This is a genomic window from Shouchella phoenicis (assembly GCF_047238345.1).
Lineage (GTDB): Bacteria > Bacillota > Bacilli > Bacillales > Bacillaceae_D > Shouchella.
Genome location: NZ_JBDFMQ010000001.1, coordinates 2,552,764 through 2,571,185, shown reverse-complemented (window position 1 = coordinate 2,571,185; position 18,422 = coordinate 2,552,764). Strand labels below are relative to the sequence as shown.

Annotated in this window: 16 protein-coding genes; 15 read left to right on the top strand and 1 reads right to left on the bottom strand. The window is 41.0% G+C overall.

The window, feature by feature from the left end:
• Position 1: 1 nt before the first annotated feature.
• The 15 genes from ABC361_RS13795 (at position 2) to uvrC (ending at position 17,712) form a co-directional block, all read left to right on the top strand.
• Positions 2-745, top strand: coding sequence for a TrmH family RNA methyltransferase (locus ABC361_RS13795; protein ID WP_413074495.1), 744 nt, complete (start codon positions 2-4; stop codon positions 743-745).
• Between the two features lie 313 nt (positions 746-1,058).
• Positions 1,059-2,093, top strand: a complete 1,035-nt coding sequence (gene pheS, locus ABC361_RS13790) for a phenylalanine--tRNA ligase subunit alpha (RefSeq protein WP_413074494.1) — start codon at positions 1,059-1,061, stop codon at positions 2,091-2,093.
• Between the two features lie 14 nt (positions 2,094-2,107).
• Positions 2,108-4,534: a phenylalanine--tRNA ligase subunit beta gene (gene pheT, locus ABC361_RS13785; RefSeq protein ID WP_413074493.1), complete on the top strand. Its 2,427-nt coding sequence runs from the start codon at positions 2,108-2,110 to the stop codon at positions 4,532-4,534.
• A gap of 225 nt (positions 4,535-4,759) precedes the next feature.
• The gene (gene zapA, locus ABC361_RS13780) at positions 4,760-4,996 is read left to right on the top strand and encodes a cell division protein ZapA (protein ID WP_413074492.1); all 237 of its coding nucleotides are present in this window, start codon (positions 4,760-4,762) and stop codon (positions 4,994-4,996) included.
• A gap of 1 nt (position 4,997) precedes the next feature.
• Complete coding sequence (locus tag ABC361_RS13775) at positions 4,998-5,537, top strand: CvpA family protein (protein ID WP_413074491.1); 540 nt, start codon at positions 4,998-5,000, stop codon at positions 5,535-5,537.
• A 49-nt stretch (positions 5,538-5,586) separates the two neighbouring features.
• Positions 5,587-7,332 carry a DNA polymerase/3'-5' exonuclease PolX gene (gene polX, locus ABC361_RS13770; protein WP_413074490.1) on the top strand — a complete coding sequence of 582 codons (1,746 nt, stop codon included), beginning with the start codon at positions 5,587-5,589 and terminating at the stop codon, positions 7,330-7,332.
• The gene (locus ABC361_RS13765; RefSeq protein ID WP_413074489.1) at positions 7,308-9,671 is read left to right on the top strand and encodes an endonuclease MutS2; all 2,364 of its coding nucleotides are present in this window, start codon (positions 7,308-7,310) and stop codon (positions 9,669-9,671) included. The genes polX and ABC361_RS13765 overlap by 25 nt, the downstream gene beginning before the upstream one ends.
• 13 nt (positions 9,672-9,684) lie before the next feature.
• Positions 9,685-10,095 (top strand): DUF350 domain-containing protein, encoded by a 411-nt coding sequence (locus tag ABC361_RS13760; RefSeq protein WP_413074488.1) that lies wholly within the window; start codon positions 9,685-9,687, stop codon positions 10,093-10,095.
• A 335-nt stretch (positions 10,096-10,430) separates the two neighbouring features.
• A complete protein-coding gene (locus tag ABC361_RS13755) occupies positions 10,431-12,131 on the top strand; it encodes a long-chain-fatty-acid--CoA ligase (protein WP_413074487.1) in 1,701 nt (566 codons plus the stop codon).
• A gap of 134 nt (positions 12,132-12,265) precedes the next feature.
• Positions 12,266-12,853 carry a fatty acid metabolism transcriptional regulator FadR gene (gene fadR, locus ABC361_RS13750; protein ID WP_413074486.1) on the top strand — a complete coding sequence of 196 codons (588 nt, stop codon included), beginning with the start codon at positions 12,266-12,268 and terminating at the stop codon, positions 12,851-12,853.
• Between the two features lie 17 nt (positions 12,854-12,870).
• Positions 12,871-13,641, top strand: coding sequence for an enoyl-CoA hydratase (locus tag ABC361_RS13745; protein WP_413074485.1), 771 nt, complete (start codon positions 12,871-12,873; stop codon positions 13,639-13,641).
• A gap of 16 nt (positions 13,642-13,657) precedes the next feature.
• Positions 13,658-14,428 (top strand): electron transfer flavoprotein subunit beta/FixA family protein, encoded by a 771-nt coding sequence (locus ABC361_RS13740; protein WP_413074484.1) that lies wholly within the window; start codon positions 13,658-13,660, stop codon positions 14,426-14,428.
• Between the two features lie 14 nt (positions 14,429-14,442).
• Positions 14,443-15,408 (top strand): electron transfer flavoprotein subunit alpha/FixB family protein, encoded by a 966-nt coding sequence (locus ABC361_RS13735; RefSeq protein WP_413074483.1) that lies wholly within the window; start codon positions 14,443-14,445, stop codon positions 15,406-15,408.
• Positions 15,409-15,565: 157 nt separating this feature from the next.
• Positions 15,566-15,880 (top strand): thioredoxin, encoded by a 315-nt coding sequence (gene trxA, locus ABC361_RS13730; protein ID WP_413074482.1) that lies wholly within the window; start codon positions 15,566-15,568, stop codon positions 15,878-15,880.
• A gap of 56 nt (positions 15,881-15,936) precedes the next feature.
• Positions 15,937-17,712, top strand: a complete 1,776-nt coding sequence (uvrC, locus tag ABC361_RS13725; protein WP_413074481.1) for an excinuclease ABC subunit UvrC — start codon at positions 15,937-15,939, stop codon at positions 17,710-17,712.
• Positions 17,713-17,729: 17 nt separating this feature from the next.
• Here the strand turns inward: uvrC and ABC361_RS13720 are convergent, their stop codons facing one another.
• Positions 17,730-18,131, bottom strand: a complete 402-nt coding sequence (locus ABC361_RS13720) for a DUF2507 domain-containing protein (protein WP_413074480.1) — start codon at positions 18,129-18,131, stop codon at positions 17,730-17,732.
• Positions 18,132-18,422 lie beyond the last annotated feature (291 nt).

Genomic DNA, 18,422 nt, shown 5'->3' with positions numbered 1-18,422 from the left:
CTTGAAAACGATTGAGTCAACAAAAAATGAACGAATAAAAGCTTGGAAGAAGCTTCATACAAAAAAGGGACGAGAACAAAGCGGGTTATTTTTAATTGAAGGAGAACACCTTGTAGAAGAAGCGATCGCGGCAAATGTTGATATTGATGCTATTATCACGACTCGAGAAGAATGGCGTATGTCTTTTTCTGGCGATGTATTCTATGTCACTCCTGTAGTGATGAAGGAATTATCGCAAACTGAATCTTCACAAGGGATGATTGCAGTTTGTAAAAAGAAAAACTGGAAGCAGCCTGATTCTTTTTCGGGAACGTATGTATTGTTAGATCGTCTTCAAGATCCTGGGAATGTTGGTACCATTATTAGAACGGCGTTGGCGATGAATGCCACAGCGGTTGTATGCGGAAAAGGTACCGTTGATTTATATAATGACAAAGTCATTCGTTCTACTCAAGGAGCGCTGTTTCATCTTCCTGTTTATCATGGTGATTTACACCAGTGGATTGATGCTTGTAAAGACGTGAATACACCGGTTATCGGAACAGCTCTAACAAATGCTAAGCCGTTAGATAAAAACGTCACGTACGAATCGTTTGCTTTGCTTGTTGGAAATGAAGGTGAAGGCGTTCAACCTTCTTTGCTTGAGAAAACAACAGAGAATGTTTACATCCCGATACAAGAACGGGCAGAATCGCTAAACGTTGGAATCGCAACTGGGATCTTATTGTTTTCTTTACAAAGGTAACCTTGCAACTGTCGTGTAAGTTGATTATAATAGAGGACAATTAAATACAATGAAAAGCAATGATGGAGAGTAGTACGTTTGAAACCACCTTACAGGGAGATGTTGCCATGACTGGAAGCAACATCAAGGAACGGATGAGCCGAATTCACTCTTGAGCTGTCGTCTTTAAAGGATGAATCCGGTGCTGAGCCGTTATAAGAATGAAGTCAACGTTTTACGTATGTAAACTAAGGGTGGTACCACGAGCTTTCGTCCCTTTCCATGGGGATGGAGGCTCTTTTTTTGTGTCTTGAACTACAAAGGAGGCTATACGATGCGAGATCAATTAGAGGCTTTAAAACAAGAAGCGTTAACAAAAATTGAAGGCGCGCAATCAGAAAAAGAACTACAAGATGTGCGCGTGGCATACTTAGGAAAAAAAGGACCGATCACGGAAGTATTACGTGGGATGGGCAAATTATCAGCAGAAGAACGTCCTGTTATTGGTGCGTTAGCAAATGTTGTCCGAGACGACATTAAAACAGCAATAGATGCGAAGATGGAGACAATGGCTTCTGCAGCAATGGAACAAAAGTTGAAGTCGGAGACCATAGATGTCACGTTACCTGGAAGAGAAGTAAAACAAGGAACCGTGCACCCATTAAACAGTGTTGTGAAGGAAATTGAAGATATTTTTCTTGGAATGGGTTTCTCGGTAGGGGAAGGTCCGGAAATTGAAACCGATTATTACAATTTCGAAGCGTTGAACTTGCCAAAAGAACACCCTGCTCGTGATATGCAAGATTCTTTCTACATTACGGAAGAGTTGTTATTGCGTACACAGACATCGCCAGTACAAGCGAGAACAATGGAAGTTCATGAAGGGAAAGGGCCTGTCAAAGTAATCGTCCCCGGAAAAGTATTCCGTCGTGATGATGATGATGCTACTCATTCCCATCAATTCATGCAAACAGAGGGATTGTATGTGGATAAAGATGTCCGCATGAGTGATTTAAAAGGCGTGTTAGAGTTATTCGCAAAACAATTTTTCGGCCAAGATCGTGACATTCGTTTGCGTCCAAGCTTTTTTCCTTTTACGGAGCCATCTGTTGAAATTGATGTATCGTGCGGTATTTGTAAAGGGCAAGGGTGTCGTGTATGTAAGCAGTCTGGATGGATTGAAGTATTAGGTGCCGGGATGGTTCATCCACGTGTATTAGAAATGAGCGGCTTTGATCCAAACGAATATAGCGGTTTTGCATTTGGAATGGGCGTAGAACGACTAGCCATGCTTAAATACGATATTGATGACATTCGTCAGTTTTACACGAATGATGTTCGGTTTTTACAACAATTTCAAACAAAGTGAGGGGAGAGAGATAAATGTTAGTTTCATACGATTGGTTGCAAGAGTACATTGAGCTTCATGATGTCACGCCAGAAGAGATTGCGGAGAAAATGACGCGAAGTGGGATCGAAATTGATTTTATTCACGATCGGAATAAAGGCGCAAGCAACGTTGTAGTTGGGTATGTGACCGCAAAAGAACAACATCCTGATGCTGACAAGCTGAATGTGTGCCAAGTAGACATTGGTGAAGAGGAGCATGTGCAAATCGTATGCGGTGCGCCAAATGTCGATGCTGGTCAGTACGTTGCAGTTGCAAAAGTAGGAGCACGCTTACCAGGAGATGTGAAGATTAAGAAGGCGAAATTAAGAGGTCAGCTTTCTCAAGGGATGATCTGTTCGTTGCAAGAGTTAGGAATAGAAGGGAAGCTTGTTCCGAAGCGCTATGCAGAAGGCATTTATGTTTTTCCAGAGGCGGCAGAAGTAGAGCCTGGCGACGATGTTTTATCCGCTATGGCCTTACACGATCGTGTGCTTGAACTTGATTTAACAGCGAATCGTTCAGACTGTATGCATATGATTGGCGTGGCTTATGAATTAGCGGCATTGTACGATCGACCTGTGAAAATGCCTAAAATTAAAGCGCGAGAAATAAAAGAAACGGCGGAAGAGCACATTCGTGTACACGTGGAAGATGCTGAAGACACACCGTATTATCAAGCCCTTGTTATTAAGAATGTGACCATTGGTCCGTCTCCAGCCTGGCTACAAAATCGTCTAATGGCAGCAGGGATACGTCCGATTAGCAATGTGGTTGATATTACGAACTATGTACTGCTTGAATATGGACAGCCGCTCCATGCATTCGATTTTCATGCGCTTGGAACAGGTGAAATTCACGTTCGCCGCGCAACAGAGGGTGAAGCGTTTACGACATTAGATGGGATTGAACGAACGTTAGCTAGTGAACAACTTGTGATTACAAACGGGAAAGAGCCGGTTGCATTAGCAGGAGTCATGGGAGGGCTAGATTCTGAAGTAACAGATACGACGACAACCGTTGTACTAGAAGCAGCTTCATTTTCACCTGCTCTCGTTCGAAAATCTTCAAAGCTAAGCAATGTTCGCAGTGACTCAAGTGCACGATTTGAAAAAGGAATCAATGAAGGAAGAATCGGAGAAGCAGCTAGAAGAGCAGCTTATTTAATCCAAGAACTTGCTGGTGGGCAACTTTTAAGTGGCGAAGTAACTCAAGATCACCGCAATAAAAAAGAAACAACGATTTCGTTAAACTTAGAGCAAATGAACCATCGCTTAGGAACAGAATTAACCATTTCTGAAGTGGCTGGCATTATGGGGCGTCTCCAGCTACCTTGCGAAAAAGTGGACCAAGATCTTGTTGTATCAATTCCACAACGTCGAAAAGACCTTTTAATCAAAGAAGATTTGTATGAAGAAGTGGCGCGGATCCATGGGTACGACAACATCCCATCAACGCTTCCGCTAGGAACGACAACGCAAGGAAAGCGTTCATGGAAGCAAGCCGTACGTTCACAAATTCAACGTGCCCTTAGCGGTGCCGGTCTATCAGATGTAATCAGCTATTCATTAACAAGTCCGAAAAAAGCAGCTCGTTTCGTTGAGGATGGTTATGAGCCAATTCGAATTGATAAGCCAATGAGTGAAGAGCGCAGTGTTATGCGAACAAGTTTGTTGCCACATTTATTTGACATTGCAGCGCATAATCGTAGCCATCGAAATCAAGACCTTTTCATCTATGAATTAGGATCCGTGTTCTTAACTGAAGAAACAATCTTGACGGAATTACCTAAAGAAGAAGAACGGTTAGCTGGTTTAATAAGCGGTACGTTCCTGAACCACATGTGGCAAGCAGAGAAGAAGCAAAGCGATTTCTTTTTATTAAAAGGAATGTTAGAGAAAGTGTTTGCTGAACTTGCTTTAACGGATCGTATAGCGTTTAAGCAGACTGAGCAACAAGATTTTCATCCAGGTCGTACGGCTGAGATCTTGTTTGATGGCGTTGCGATCGGCGTAATTGGTCAGGTTCACCCTGCTTTACAAGCTGAGTGGGATATGGATGAAGCCTACGTATTTGAGTTAAAACTTGAAGGGCTTGTGACATCAGCGAATGAAACGACCGCTTATCAAGGCGTGCCGAAATTTCCGGCAATTGTCCGTGATATTGCCCTCGTTGTTGATAAAACGATTCCAGTTGCTGACCTCACAACAGTCATTCGTTCTAACGGAGGAGATTTATTAAACCACGTGATGTTGTTTGACTTATACGAAGGCGAACATCTAGAGGAAGGGAAAAAATCCGTTGCGTTCTCATTAACGTATCGACATGATGAACGTACTCTAACAGATGAGGAAGTGCAGGCACAGCACGATCAGGTGCTTCAAGCGTTAATGGACACGTATCAAGCGAAATTACGCTCATAGGCTATAAGGAACGAGCTCTCTTGCCAGCAGGAGGGCTCGTTTTGCTTCGTCACCTATTTAGGCTAGATCAATTAGAGGCGCTTCTGTTTATAAATTCAATTAATTTTTAACTAAAAAGCGATCGAGCGTGGGATTGACTGGATTTAGCAGTTTCCAATTTTAGTGCGACATGGTATCATGAAGATTAGTTTCAACTAAATGCCTTAACGGTTTGGAGGTTCTCTCGTGGAAAATGAAGAAAATAAAACGAGGACGACAGTCCGTATTCAAGGTCAAACGTATAATGTGGTAAGTGAAGAACAGACTGCCCATGTCAAAGCGGTTGCCAAATATATAGACGGAAAAATGGATGAATTAAAGAAGAGAAATCCATATTTAGATACAACAAAATTATCCGTATTAACAGCGTTAAACATTGCGGATGACTATTTAAAATTAAAGCGAGATATTGAAGGAGAGTAAGATGCTCAGTTTAGTGATTCTTGTGTTGTTGCTCTTTGGCTTCTTTATTGGTAGACGTAGAGGGTTTATTCTGCAGTTAATCCATTTAGTGAGCTTTTTTGTAGCAATTTTTATTGCGTGGCGTTATTATGAGCCATTAGCGAATACCATTCGATTATATATTCCCTATCCAGATTTTTCGAGTGACGGTACAATTGGGATGATTATTCAATCATTTGATGCAGAAAGTGTGTATTATTCTGCCATTGCGTTTGCGATCCTATTTTTTGTAACCAAAATTGTCTTGCATATTATTGGTTCAATGTTAGACTTCGTTTCGCAATTGCCTATTTTAAAAACCGTCAACCGGCTATTAGGTGGCGTATTAGGATTTCTGGAAATTTACCTGTTATTATTTATTTTGCTATTCGTCGCAACCGTTGTTCCAGTTGAAGGTGTTCAAAGCGCGCTTCAATCGTCTGTTGTTGCGGGAATCATGATTGAACATACACCTTATTTATCAGATTGGTTAAGTGAATTATGGGTAAGGCCTTCATTTTAATGACAGCTCGCGCATAGCGAGCTTTTTTTTGTAAAGGAGCGACAGACAAATGGATAAAAAACAAGTTATTAAAGCGCTTGAAGACATTGCCCTTTATCTTGAAATTAAAGGTGAAAATGCCTTTAAAATATCAGCGTACCGCAAAGCAGCGCAAGCGCTCGAAAAAGATGAACGTCCACTTCAAGGAATTGAGAAGCCGCAGGATCTACCGGGAATTGGAAAAGCAACCGCTGAAGTCATTAAAGAGCTTAAGGAAACGGGTCAATCGACTGTTCTTATTGAATTACAAGAAAGTTTGCCTGCTACTTTAATAGAATTAATGCATTTTCCAGGTCTCGGAGGGAAAAAAGTAGGTCGCTTATACCGAGAATTAGGAATCGCAGACAAAGATGGACTGCTTCAAGCTGCCCAAACAAATAAAATTCGGGCGCTAGAAGGCTTTGGTGCTAAATCAGAAGAAAAGATCATTCAGGCAATTGAAACGTGGAGTGTTCGACCAGAGCGACTTCCATTAGCAGCTGTTTTACCCATAGCAGCGAATATTGAAGCACAGTTAAACCAGTGTAAAGGAATTATTCGCTATTCCCGTGCAGGAAGCTTAAGACGTTTAAGAGAAACTGTCAAAGATTTAGATTATATCATCGCTACAGATGAGCCTACAGTTGTTAAACAACAGCTGCTCGAATTAACTGGCATAACAGATATTATCTCTAAAGGAGATACGAAAATCTCGCTCGATATAAAAGTGGAACGTCATACAATTTCGGTTGATTTTCGACTAGTGGAGGATAATGCATTTGCGACTGCTTTGCACCATTTTACAGGCTCAAAAGATCATAATGTTCGTATGAGGCAGTTAGCGAAGCAACAAGGGGAAAAGATTAATGAGTATGGTGTAGAAGTGATGGAGTCAGGTGACCTATTAACGTTCAAGGATGAAACGTCATTTTTTCAACATTTCGGCCTTGGCTACATTCCTCCAGAGGCAAGAGAAGACGGGTCAGAAATCGACCTTGACCCTCAAACCTTTTCTTATGAAATCAAATCTGATCTCCATATGCACACAACATGGAGTGATGGTGCACAATCAATTGGAGAAATGATTGAGGCTGCAGTAGAAAGAGGCTATCCTTATATAGCGATTACGGACCACTCGCAGTTTCTAAAGGTAGCCAATGGACTTACAATCGAACGTTTAAATCAACAGCATCAAACCATTCGTCAGTTGAATAAAGAGAACAAGAATGTGCATGTGTTTACCGGGGTTGAAATGGATATTTTGCCTGATGGTCATTTGGATTATCCAGATGATGTACTAGCATCGGTTGATTTTGTTATTGCGTCCATTCATTCATCATTTTCACAAAGCGAGGAGCAAATCATGGCTCGATTAAAAGCAGCCATGTTCCATCCAGCAGTTGATTTAGTTGCCCATCCTACAGGGCGCCTTATTGGAAAACGAGATGGGTATAACGTTGATGTAGAGCAACTTATTCAGTGGTCAAAAGAAACGGGCACCGCACTTGAGTTAAATGCAAACCCAAATCGACTTGATTTAGAAGTGAAGTGGTTGAAACGAGCGGCGGAAGTCGGAATACCGGTTTCCATAAATTCAGATGCCCACCGTATCTCGATGCTTGATGATTTAAAATATGGATACGCCCAAGCAGCGAAAGCACGTCTAAAGCAAGAACAAATCATAAATACATGGTCAAAAGAGAAACTATCCTCATGGTTAACTACGAAAAAGCAAGATAGGAGGCTTTCATCATGGAGCACGTACTCCGAGTACTAGAATATGACAAAATGAAGTTACAACTAATGACGTTTGTGGCATCAAGCCTTGGAAAGCAACAAGTACAAGCATTACAGCCATCGACAAGTATGGAAAACGTTCAACTTATGCAAAATGAGACTGGTGAAATGAGTACAGTCATCCGTCTTAAAGGCCACATTCCTTTAGGGGGAATTAGTGATATTAAACCGCATGTAAAGCGAGCTGCAATTGGTGGTGTTCTTTCCGCTAGTGAGCTAACTGAAATAGCCGGAACCCTATACGGGAGTAAGCAACTAAACTATTTCTTTGAGGAAATTGATGAGGAAGGGCATATCGATGTCCCGCTTCTTCAAGAATTGATTCAAGAGCTAGAGCCTTTATCTCCACTTGAAAAAGAAATTAAACAATGTATAGATGACTACGGTGCCGTTTTAGATCAGGCTAGTCAATCATTGCGAACGATTCGTCATCAGATTCGAAGCTTTGAATCAACGATTAAATCAAAACTAGAATCCATTACCCGTTCAAGCGGGACGAGAAAAATGTTGTCGGATTCGATCGTGACAATTCGTGGTGACCGTTACGTGGTTCCGGTAAAACAAGAATATCGCAGTAGCTTTGGTGGGATTGTTCACGATCAATCGTCGTCAGGAGCGACATTGTTTATAGAGCCATCTTCTATCGTGACGCTAAACAACCAGTTGACGGAAGCAAAAGCGAAAGAGAAAAGAGAAATTGAGCGAATTTTAACAGCGCTGTCTGCCCAAGTAGCAGAAGAAGCTGAGCAACTGCTGACGAATGTAGATATTGTAGCAAAAATAGACTTTATTGCAGCAAAAGGATATTACGCGAAATCAATGAAAGCCGTTCAGCCGAAACTAAATGACCAAGGTGTAATTGATTTGAGACAAGCACGCCATCCATTACTACCTACAGATGAAGTGGTACCAAGTGATATCGCAATGGGCAACGAGGTTCGGTCACTTGTCATCACCGGACCAAATACCGGAGGGAAAACGGTTACGTTAAAGACAATTGGTTTGCTTACTTTAATGGGTCAGTCTGGCCTCCATGTTCCCGCGAATGAAGAAACTGAGCTTGCGGTGTTTGAACATGTATTTGCAGATATCGGAGATGAGCAATCCATTGAACAGAGCTTAAGTACCTTTTCATCTCACATGAAAAATATCGTTTCAATCCTTGAAGACATGAATGCTCAAAGCCTTGTTTTATTTGATGAGCTTGGAGCAGGGACCGACCCTACCGAAGGGGCTGCCCTCGCCATTTCGATTCTCGACCATGTGTACAAAAAAGGAGCGTTAGCAGCTGCGACCACCCACTATAGTGAATTAAAAGGGTATGCATTTAACCGCGAAGGGGCTATTAATGCAAGTGTGGAGTTTGATGTGGAAACATTAAGACCAACATACCGCCTGCTTGTTGGTGTACCTGGACGAAGCAATGCGTTCGCAATCTCAAGACGATTGGGCTTGGCGGAAGGGATTATTGATGACGCGAAATTACAAATTGATAGCGACTCTACCCAAGTCGAAAATATGATCTCTTCCCTTGAAGATAGCCGGAAATTATCGGAGCGAGAGTGGAGTGAAGCAACGAAAATCCGTTCTGAAGCAGAGCGCTTGCGATCCGATCTAGAAAAAAAGCTTGAAGAGTTTGAAGTCATGAAAGAAAGCGTGATGGAAGAAGCAGAAGCAAAAGCAGCAAAGGCTGTAGCAGATGCTCAAGAAGAAGCGGACGTGATAATATCTGAATTAAGGGATATGCAAAAAGAAGGATATCGTGTGAAAGAGCATCAGCTTATTGATGCCCGAAAACAGCTTTCAGAAGCAACACCGAAGCTGAATAAAAAACAAAAGCAAGTGAAGAAAGCAGCAGAAAAAGCTAAAAGAACTCCAAAAGCTGGTGACGAAGTAAAAGTCATTAGTTTTAACCAAAAAGGGACAGTACTCAAAAAAATTAATGAGACCGATTATCAAGTTCAGCTAGGTATCATGAAAATGACGGTTGCGCTAGATGATATGCACGTACTTGATCAGCCGAAAGCACAAGAAGCCCAAAAGACCATTACAACCATCCGTGGTAATGACGCGCATGTAAAATCAGAACTGGATCTACGTGGTGTCCGCTACGATGAAGCGATGAATAAAATTGAAAAATATATTGATGATGCATTGCTCGCTGGTTATCACCAAGTCTCAATCATTCACGGAAAAGGCACGGGTGCGTTACGTAAAGGGGTTAAACAACTCGTCGCAAATCATCCCCGAATTAAATCATCTAGAGATGGTGGAATGAATGAAGGCGGGATCGGCAATACGGTAGTGGAATTAAAATAGGGGGCTCGTGTAAATGGAACGCTTATTGTCAAATGAATGGATCTTGACGATTGCTAACTATAGTGTAACCATTTTAATGCTGATTGTTTTTTTAGCCATTTTCGAAACGGTGACAAAGTATAATAACTGGGAAGAAATAAAAAAAGGCAATGTTGCAGTAGCAATGGCAACAGGAGGGAAGATGTTTGGTGTCGCAAACATCTTCGCGACTGCCATTCAGCAGACAGAATCTCTTATCACGATGCTTTTGTGGGGTGGTTTTGGGTTTACGCTTTTACTATTTAGCTATTTTATTTTTGAATTTTTAACACCTGGATTTAACGTCGATGAAGAAATTGGAAACGATAATCGTGCAGTTGGTTTGTTGTCACTTCTGCTTTCGGTCGGGTTGTCATTCGTTATTGCAGCGGGAATAAAACAATAGGGGATTGTTTATGAAACTTTTAATACGAATACTATATATTTGTTGCGGCATTTTTGCGCTAGCTGGGATCATTTTTTTACTCATATATGCTTAAGAAAAAGAGACGGGTTTTCCCCGTCTTTTTTTATAGGTACGGTTAAGTTGATCGATGGTGTAATACTGAATTGATGCAGATTTTAATCGGTCATGTTTCCGTTTTTTATGAGTTGCCCTAGAAAAGTGAAATTTTTTAGAAAAAATAAGAAAAAACATTTGGAAACTGTAAGCGATTACAATACAATGGAAGGGAGGAGAATGCATTTCTATTGTGAGGAGCCTGATTAAGGAGGAGAACGATGGAGACTGTTGAAAAAAGATGGACGAAGCACTATCCAATGAGTGTGAAAGAATCAATGAATTATGATGAGCATCCATTGCAATATTTTTTCACTGAATCTGCCAAAAAGTATCCTGAACATGAGGCTGTTCATTTTCTAGGAAAGTCAATGACATATGAAGATTTGCATAATCAAGCGTTACGATTTGCAAATCAACTTGTGAAACTGGGGGTGAAAAAGGGCGACCGTGTGGCTGTCATGTTGCCAAATTCGCCGCAATCAATAATAAGTTATTATGGAATTCTAATGGCCGGTGGCATCGTTGTTCAAGTGAACCCATTGTACGTAGAGAGGGAGCTGCAGCATCAACTTTCCGATTCTGGTGCTAAACTTATTCTTTGTTTAAATTCCGTTCTGCCACGTGTGCAAAAAGTAATGGACCAAACGCCAGTTGAGCTAATTATTGTAACGGGCATCCCTGACTATTTGCCATTTCCTAAAGGGCTATTATTTCCCCTTGTACAAAAAAAACAAGGCATCCCAAAAGTGAAGGTTGAGTATTCTGAACGCGTATTAAGCTTTACAAAGCTAATTAAAGAAGGTAAGGCAGAAGATCCTAATGTGGCTGTTTCGAGTTCAGACCTTGCGTTGCTTCAATACACAGGTGGTACAACAGGATTAGCTAAAGGTGTGATGCTTACACACTATAATCTAGTTGTGAATGCACAGCAATGCGATGCATGGCTTTATAAAGCAGAGCCTGGAAAAGAGAGAGTACTCGGGGTGATGCCGTTTTTCCATGTATACGGAATGACGACGGTGATGAACGTTGCGGTGATGAAAAGTCAAACGATGGTTTTATTACCTCGGTTTAACCCAAAAGACGTGTTAAAGACGATTGAAAAGCAAAAGGTAACCCTCTTTCCAGGTGCGCCAACCATGTACATTGCTTTGTGCAAGCAAGAAGATATTGGTGAGTATGATTTAACGTCTGTTAACGCCTGTATTAGTGGTGCCGCAGCGCTTCCTCAAGAAGTCCAGCAGAAATTCGAAAAATTAACAAATGGTCGAATTGTTGAAGGGTATGGTTTGACAGAAACATCACCTGTTGCGTGTGCAAACCCAATTTGGGATAAACGGAAACCTGGGAGTGTCGGCATTCCTTGGCCAGACACAGAAATTATGATTTATTCAGCTGAGAAAGATGGCCCGGCGGAAACAGGAGACATTGGTGAGGTATTTATAAAAGGTCCACAAGTCATGACTGGATATTGGAATCGGCCAGAAGATACGAGTCAGACCTTCCATGGTGACTGGTTCAAAAGTGGCGACATGGGTAAAATGGATGAAGATGGCTATGTGTACATTGTAGACCGTAAGAAAGAACTAATTATTGCCAGTGGCTATAATATTTATCCACGGGAAATTGAAGAAGTATTATACGAACATGAAGAGATTGTTCAAGCAGCAGTTGTCGGTGTTCCAGATGAATATCGAGGTGAAACAGTAAAAGCGTTTGTTGTGTTAAAAGAAGGATCAACAATAACAGAAGCTGATTTAAAAGCCTATTGTGCGAAGCGGATGGCAGCATTTAAGCTACCGAAGCTGTATGAATTTCGAAGTGAACTTCCCGCTACATTAACAGGTAAAATATTAAAGAGAGTATTATTAGATGAAGAACGAACAAAGGAAGACTCGCAGGAAAAAAAGCAAGCCTAGAGAAACTGGTTTCTTTGCTCAGCGAGTTGCGAGCAGGGAGACCTTTTCTTAGATCATTGACAATAGAGCTCTCATTTATTATAATCAAATTATGAATGAATATTCATTCATGTTTGTTGCAGGGAGAGATTGTATTGAGTAAACGTAAAGGTCAAAAATTTGATCAAATCATTGATGCTGCTGTTCTAGTCATTGCGAAGCATGGGTTCCATCAAGCGCAAGTTTCTAAAATTGCAAAAGAAGCCGGAGTAGCAGATGGGACGATCTATTTATACTTTAAAAATAAAGAAGATATTTTGATTTCTTTATTTGATGAAAAAATGGGCGCTTTTGTCGAGACAAGCAAGGCTAAAATTGAAAAAGAAAAAACGATTGAAGACAAACTGAAGGTATTAATTTCGTCTCATTTCTCTCAACTAGAAAAAGATTATCATCTAGCTGTTGTGACCCAGCTGGAATTAAGGCAATCAAAAGTAGAATTGAGACAAAGAATAAATCAAGTTTTAAAAGGATATCTTCTCTTAATAGACGAAATAGTACAAGAAGGGAAAGAGCACGGCACGTTTTATGTCGACTTAGATCCTTTATTGGCGAGACAAATGATCTTCGGCACACTTGATGAGGTTGTATCAAATTGGGTGATGTCTGAAGGGAAGTTCTCGCTAAAAAAACAAACACATACAGTCCAAAAAATGCTCTTACATGGGTTAACTGGACGCTAGGAGAGGAGTTGAAGAGAATGGAGAATGTTGCGTGGAAAGTTGAGGATGGTGTTGCGGTTGTAACGTTGACCCGTCCTCCTGCCAACGCACTGTCAAGAGCAGTCATGGCAGAACTAAACGAGATTTTTGAAAACGTATACAAAGATGAAGAGATTAAGGTTGTCGTGCTGAACGGAGAAGGAAGGTTCTTCGCGGCAGGCGCAGATATTAAAGAATTTACAGATGTTAAAGACGATCAGGAATTTGCTCAACTCGGTCGAACCGGGCAAGAAACGTTTTCAAAAATTGAAAACGCACCAAAGCCTGTTATTGCAGCTATTCATGGTGCGGCGCTAGGTGGAGGGCTTGAATTAGCTTTAGCTTGCCACATCCGTCTAGCAGCAAAAGGAACAAAGCTAGGTCTTCCAGAATTAAATCTGGGCTTAATTCCGGGCTTTGGAGGGACGCAGCGCTTGCCGAAATTAATTGGGAAAGCAAAAGCGACTGAACTTATGCTAACGAGTGAACCAATTGGCGCAGAAGAAGGGTATCTTCTCGGTCTCGTAAATCACGTCGTACCAGAAGAAGAACTTTTTTCACATGCTATGTCCCTCGCTAGAGTCATTGCAACGAAAAGTCCTTTGACGGTTGAGAAAACACTATCACTTGTACAAGAAAGTGAAAATGAGTTAACCGTAGGCTTAGAAAAAGAGCGGGATGCGTTTGCGGAAGTATTTAAGCGCGAGGATCGCAAAGAAGGCGTTCAAGCGTTTTTGGAAAAAAGAAAACCTGTTTTTAACGGGAACTAATAGAGGAGGTTCAAGCATGAATATTTATGTTATTTTAAAACGCACATTTGACACAGAGGAGAAAATTTCGATTTCAAATGGCCGAGTGCAGGATGATGGAGCTGAATTTATCATTAACCCTTATGATGAATATGCAGTTGAAGAAGCGCTTGTACTTCGTGATGAGCACGGTGGCGAAGTAACGGTTGTGACAGTAGGGGAAGAAGACGCAGAGAAGCAATTACGTACGGCTTTGGCAATGGGTGCTGACAAGGCTGTTCTACTAGACCGTGAAGATGTAGAAGAAAGCGATCCATTTACGACGGCATCTTTACTACACGCTTATTTTAAAGATCAAGAATTTGACATTATTCTTGCAGGAAACGTTGCAGTTGATGGTGGATCGGGCCAAGTTGGTCCACGTTTGGCTGAACTATTAGATATTGCCCAAGTGACGACGATTACTGATCTTTCAATTGACGGCCAAACAGCTACAATCGTTCGTGATGTTGAAGGAGACGAGGAAAAGCTTGAAGCGCAACTTCCGCTTCTTGTAACTGCACAACAAGGTTTAAATGAGCCTCGTTATCCGTCGCTTCCAGGGATTATGAAAGCGAAGAAGAAACCTCTTGAAACACTTGATCTTGATGATCTAGATGTAGATGAAGATGACGTTGAAGCAAAAACAACGGTGAGCGAAGTGTACTTGCCACCTGAGAAACAAGCCGGCAAAAAATTAGAAGGTGAACCAAACGAGCAAGTGAAAGAACTTGTTTCATTATTACGATCTGAAGCAAAAGTGATATAAGGAGGGTACACGACATGAGTAAAAAAACACTTGTCATTGCAGAAGCAAAAAATGGGGAATTGCGAAATGTATCTTTTGAATCGATCGGCGCAGCAAAACAAATTGCTGACGGTGGCGAAGTTGTCGCGGTTTTAGCTGGAGATGCGATCAAAGATCTAGCAAAAGAGTTATTTGCATATGGAGCCGATCGCGTCATTGCAGTTGAAAACGATGCATTAAAACACTACACGACGGACGGGTATAAGCAAGCATTGCTCCAAGTGTTCGATAAAGAAAGTCCAGATGCGGTTGTACTAGGTCACACGTCAAGTGGAAAAGATATTTCTCCGCGTCTAGCTGTAAAGATGGATGCGGCACTTTTCTCTGACGTTGTTGGCATCGAGGATGACCAATTTATAAGACCAATTTATTCCGGTAAAGCGTTCGAGAAGCGTACAACGGAAAACGACAAACTGATTGTAACGATTCGTCCTAACAACATTGTGGCTCCAGAAAAAACTGAAGGCAGCACAGGTGAGGTTGAAACCCTTTCTGTAGATATTAAAGATCTACGTACAATCGTAAAAGATGTTGTGAAAAAAGCAACTGGTGGGGTCGATTTATCAGAAGCCAACGTCATTGTTGCTGGCGGAAGAGGTGTTAAAAGTGAAGATGGCTTTAAACCTCTTGAAGAATTAGCCGAGCTCCTTGGTGGCGCAATTGGTGCCTCTCGTGGTGCGTGTGATGCCGAGTATTGTGATTATTCGCTTCAAATCGGGCAAACAGGTAAAGTCGTAACGCCAGACTTGTATTTTGCAATTGGTTTATCTGGAGCTATCCAGCATTTAGCCGGAATGTCAAATTCAAAAGTCATTGTTGCGATTAATAAAGATCCTGAAGCGCCGATTTTTGATGTTGCGGATTACGGCATAGTTGGCGATTTATTTGAAATTGTGCCGCTTTTGACAGAAGAATTACGCAATGTACTCGTTACAAACTAACCATAAAGTCACTTGCGTGAGCAAGTGACTTTTCTTTTCAATCTTTATCGTTTATCATAAATCAACAGTGGGCACTCTAATAACGAGCATATTATTTTCTTGCTTTAAACTGGAGTGTTATACTTTAAGTACGCTTTAAAGGAAAGGGGATTTTAAAATGGCAATTGTAAATGCAACTGATCAAAATTTCGCAGATGAAACAAAAGACGGAGTCGTTCTTGTAGACTTTTGGGCACCTTGGTGTGGACCTTGTAAAATGATTGCACCTGTTTTGGAAGAGTTAGATGGAGATCTTGGCGATAAAGCGAAGATTGTAAAAGTCGACGTTGATGAAAACCAAGAAACAGCTGGCAAATTCGGCGTAATGAGCATTCCAACATTACTCGTTCTTAAAGACGGTGAAGTAGTCGATAAAGCAGTAGGCTTCCAACCAAAAGAAGCACTAGCTGAACTTCTAAACAAACAAATGTAAAACGATCCGCCTTCTTTTAAAGGGAGGCGGTTTTTTTACACGTAGGGGGATTGTTTATGACGGATACCATTCAAAATAAACTTCCGCTTCTTCCTGATAAACCCGGCTGCTACTTAATGAAAGATAGGCAAGGCACAATCATTTATGTAGGAAAAGCGAAAGTGTTAAAAAACCGCGTTCGCTCATACTTTACGGGAAGTCATGATACGAAAACACAGCGTTTGGTTTCAGAAATTCATGATTTTGAATACATTGTCACCTCTACTAATATAGAAGCGTTAATTCTTGAGCTGACGTTAATTAAAAAGCATGATCCTAAGTATAATGTTTTGTTGAAAGACGATAAAAGCTTTCCATACATTAAAATCACGAACGAAAAACACCCTCGCCTTGTCATTACGCGGCAAGTAAAAAAAGATGGTGGAAAGTATTTCGGTCCTTATCCGAATGCTGGAGCCGCTTCAGAAACGAAAAAGTTGTTAGATCGGCTTTACCCACTAAGAAAATGCCGGAAAATGCCTGATTCTGTTTGTTTGTACTACCATATCGGTCAATGTCTCGCGCCTTGTGTGTATGAAGTGACAGATAAACAAAACCAAGAAATGATTCAAGAAATTACGCGTTTTCTTAAATATGGTCATACGGAAATTAAAGAAAGTCTACAAACGAAGATGACGGAAGCGGCGGAGAAGCTTGATTTTGAACGAGCCCAAGAACTGAGAGATACGCTTATTCACATGGACAAGGTCATGGAGAAACAAAAAATGTCGTTCACCGATCAATCAGACCGGGATGTATTTGGCTTTACGTATGACAAAGGTTGGATGTGCGTACAAGTATTCTTTGTTCGTCAAGGACGATTAATTGAGCGAGATGTTTCATTATTTCCTATTTATCAAGAGGCAACCGAAGAGCTACTCACGTTCATTGCCCAATTTTATTTGGAAAAAAATCACGTAAAGCCTAAAGAAGTGTTTGTGTCTGAGACTGTAGATGCTGAATTGCTTACAGAGCTTTTAGAAATCAAAGTGACACAGCCAAAAAGAGGGCAAAAAAAATCTTTGCTTGATTTAGCGGAAGAAAATGCTGCAATTGCGCTGAAGGAGAAATTTTCGTTAATTGAGCGTGATGAGGAACGGACGATTAAAGCCGTAGAACGTTTAGGAACGGCGATGAATATTCATACGCCATATCGAATTGAGGCGTTTGATAATTCGAATATTCAAGGTGTTGACCCGGTTTCTGCGATGGTCACGTTTATCGACGGAAAGCCAGCACGTAAATACTATCGTAAATACAAAATAAAAACGGTAGAAGGTCCAGATGACTACGGATCCATGAGAGAAGTCGTACGTAGACGCTATCTTCGCTTGTTAAAAGAAGAAGCTCCGTTGCCAGATCTGGTCGTCATTGATGGAGGAAGTGGACAAATTTCTGCTGCAAAAGAAGTACTGGAAGACGAGCTTGGGTTAACTATTCCTGTTTGCGGATTGGCGAAAGATGTTAAACACAAAACCTCACAACTGTTAATGGGGAACCCTCCGGAAATTGTACCGTTAAAGCGAGATAGTCTTGAATTTTATTTGCTACAACGTATTCAAGACGAAGTCCACCGATTTGCGATTACGTTTCACAGACAAACGCGATCAAAAAGTTTCTTTCAATCACAGTTAGACGATATCCCTGGAGTTGGTGAGAAGCGAAAGCGGACGCTATTAAAAGCGTTCGGTTCAGTAAAAAAAATGCGTGAAGCGGATATGGCGCAATTAGAGGCATATGTGCCAAAATCAGTCGCAAAATTAGTATATGAAAAACTGCAGTCTGAATCATAAACTGCAGTTTTTTTAAATTACACCGCTAACGTATCTTTATGATCGAAGTGAACCGTGAAGCGAACCGTCTTACCTTTTTTCACGAAAGTAGCCGCTGTTGCAATAGCAAACTGGGTTTCAAGTGTTTCTGCTAAGAAACCTGCTTCTAGTTGATAGGAACGCTCATCGTTTTTTGTCATCCAATCTCCGCTTAAATCGAAGTGCCATTCATTTTTTTTCTGTTTGGAAAGATGCAATTCTCCCCAATAAACTTGCTGAAAAAACGTATGTAATTCTTCTACTTGTTCTAATTTGTATTTGCGGGCTAACGATTTTCCAACCCAGTACAAGAGTTGATCATGCTCTTTCCCGAGAACGAGTTGCAGCACATCATTGCGAATTAAGTCGTAGCCTACAATATCATTATTTGATTCACTCATAACAGCACCTCTTTGTTTCAAAAATTGCTCCTTCTATAGTACATTTCTTTGGATCGTTTGTCAGCCTTTTTAAAAATCCTATTCGAGTGAAGATTCAAAACCCTTTTAAATCAATAAGAATTGAATCCGTTTTCTTGACTCGAAAATCCCCTCGGAGTAAAATGAAAGTGTTCTGTTTGTTTCATAGTTTTATTGATTTTTTGAAAATAGGCGCGAAATGAAGTAGGAGGTACTGCTATACGAAAGAGATAGAAATTTTCATTCATTTCTAAAAGGGGTAAGAAACTGGAA

Coding starts and splice junctions, on each gene's coding strand:
- pheS (WP_413074494.1), top strand. CDS start 1,059: ATGCGAGATCAATTAGAGGCTTTAAAACAAGAAGCGTTAACAAAAATT.
- pheT (WP_413074493.1), top strand. CDS start 2,108: ATGTTAGTTTCATACGATTGGTTGCAAGAGTACATTGAGCTTCATGAT.
- ABC361_RS13775 (WP_413074491.1), top strand. CDS start 4,998: ATGCTCAGTTTAGTGATTCTTGTGTTGTTGCTCTTTGGCTTCTTTATT.
- polX (WP_413074490.1), top strand. CDS start 5,587: ATGGATAAAAAACAAGTTATTAAAGCGCTTGAAGACATTGCCCTTTAT.
- ABC361_RS13765 (WP_413074489.1), top strand. CDS start 7,308: ATGGAGCACGTACTCCGAGTACTAGAATATGACAAAATGAAGTTACAA.
- ABC361_RS13760 (WP_413074488.1), top strand. CDS start 9,685: ATGGAACGCTTATTGTCAAATGAATGGATCTTGACGATTGCTAACTAT.
- ABC361_RS13755 (WP_413074487.1), top strand. CDS start 10,431: ATGGAGACTGTTGAAAAAAGATGGACGAAGCACTATCCAATGAGTGTG.
- ABC361_RS13745 (WP_413074485.1), top strand. CDS start 12,871: ATGGAGAATGTTGCGTGGAAAGTTGAGGATGGTGTTGCGGTTGTAACG.
- ABC361_RS13740 (WP_413074484.1), top strand. CDS start 13,658: ATGAATATTTATGTTATTTTAAAACGCACATTTGACACAGAGGAGAAA.
- ABC361_RS13735 (WP_413074483.1), top strand. CDS start 14,443: ATGAGTAAAAAAACACTTGTCATTGCAGAAGCAAAAAATGGGGAATTG.
- trxA (WP_413074482.1), top strand. CDS start 15,566: ATGGCAATTGTAAATGCAACTGATCAAAATTTCGCAGATGAAACAAAA.
- uvrC (WP_413074481.1), top strand. CDS start 15,937: ATGACGGATACCATTCAAAATAAACTTCCGCTTCTTCCTGATAAACCC.
- ABC361_RS13720 (WP_413074480.1), bottom strand. CDS start 18,131: ATGAGTGAATCAAATAATGATATTGTAGGCTACGACTTAATTCGCAAT.